This is a genomic window from Pseudomonas sp., from assembly GCF_050739655.1.
Lineage (GTDB): Bacteria > Pseudomonadota > Gammaproteobacteria > Pseudomonadales > Pseudomonadaceae > Aquipseudomonas.
Genome location: NZ_JBOIBY010000429.1, coordinates 1 through 1,639, shown reverse-complemented (window position 1 = coordinate 1,639; position 1,639 = coordinate 1). Strand labels below are relative to the sequence as shown.

Genomic DNA, 1,639 nt, shown 5'->3' with positions numbered 1-1,639 from the left:
TGAAATTGCCGATTTACCTTGATTACTCTGCGACTACCCCGGTTGATCCGCGTGTCGCGCAAAAGATGAGTGAATGCCTGCTGGTCGACGGAAACTTCGGTAACCCGGCGTCCCGTTCCCACGTGTTCGGCTGGAAAGCTGAAGAATCCGTCGAAAACGCCCGTCGTCAGGTGGCCGACCTGGTCAATGCCGACCCGCGTGAAATCGTCTGGACTTCCGGCGCCACCGAATCCGACAACCTGGCAATCAAGGGTGCGGCACATTTCTACGCCACCAAAGGCAAGCACCTGATCACCACCAAGATTGAGCACAAGGCTGTCCTGGACACCATGCGCCAACTGGAGCGTGAAGGTTTCGAAGTGACCTACATCGAGCCGCGCACTGACGGCCTGGTGACCCCGGAGATGATCGAAGCCGAACTGCGCGACGACACCATCCTGGTTTCGGTCATGCACGTGAACAACGAAATCGGCACCATCAACGACATCGCCGCCATCGGCGAGCTGCTGCGCTCTAGAGGCATCCTCTTTCATGTTGACGCCGCTCAGTCCACTGGCAAGGTCGAGATCGACCTGCAGAAGCTGAAAGTCGACATGATGTCCTTCTCTGCCCACAAGACTTATGGCCCTAAAGGCATCGGCGCGCTGTACGTAAGCCGCAAGCCGCGTGTGCGCATCGAAGCGACCATGCACGGCGGCGGTCACGAGCGCGGCATGCGTTCCGGCACCCTGGCGACCCACCAGATCGTCGGCATGGGTGAAGCCTTCCGTGTAGCCAAGGAAGACATGGCTGCCGAGAACGTGCGCATCAAGGCCTTGAGCGATCGTTTCTACAAGCAGGTCGAGCACCTGGAAGAGCTGTACGTCAACGGCAGCCTGACTGCCCGCGTTCCGCACAACCTGAACCTGAGCTTCAACTACGTTGAAGGCGAATCGCTGATCATGGCGCTCAAGGATCTGGCGGTTTCGTCCGGTTCGGCGTGCACCTCGGCGTCGCTTGAGCCTTCGTACGTACTGCGCGCCCTGGGCCGCAACGACGAACTGGCACACAGCTCGATTCGCTTTACCTTCGGTCGCTTCTCAACCGAAGAAGAAATCGACTACGCCGCGCAGAAAGTCTGCGAGGCCGTTACCAAGCTGCGCGCTCTGTCGCCGCTGTGGGACATGTACAAAGACGGCGTCGATATCTCGAAGATCGAGTGGGCGGCACACTAAATAAAGAAGCCGCCGGATACAGGTCCTGTAGTGCGCGGCGACTGACGCAGCGCAATTACAGGGTCTCAAGAGCGGCCCTGATGAGTGAGGATTGAGAATCATGGCTTACAGCGAAAAGGTCATCGACCACTACGAAAACCCGCGCAACGTCGGCAAGATGGACGCCGAAGACCCTGATGTCGGCACCGGCATGGTCGGCGCTCCGGCGTGCGGCGACGTGATGCGTCTGCAGATCAAGGTCAACGACGCCGGCATCATCGAAGATGCCAAGTTCAAGACCTACGGCTGCGGTTCGGCTATCGCTTCCAGCTCCCTGGCCACCGAGTGGATGAAGGGCAAGACCCTGGACGAAGCTGAAACCATCAAGAACACTCAGCTGGCTGAAGAACTGGCCCTGCCGCCAGTGAAAATTCACTGCTCCGTAC

Annotated in this window: 2 protein-coding genes; both read left to right on the top strand. The window is 58.9% G+C overall.

Going from position 1 to position 1,639, the window contains the following annotated elements; all coding sequences use genetic code 11:
* Window positions 1-1,214, top strand: a 1,214-nt coding sequence (locus ACRESJ_RS21035; protein ID WP_431759623.1) for an IscS subfamily cysteine desulfurase, incomplete at its 5' end; no start/stop codon positions are given.
* Window positions 1,215-1,314: 100 nt separating this feature from the next.
* Window positions 1,315-1,639 (top strand): Fe-S cluster assembly scaffold IscU (gene iscU / locus ACRESJ_RS21030; protein ID WP_431759622.1); only part of this gene is annotated, 325 nt, incomplete at its 3' end.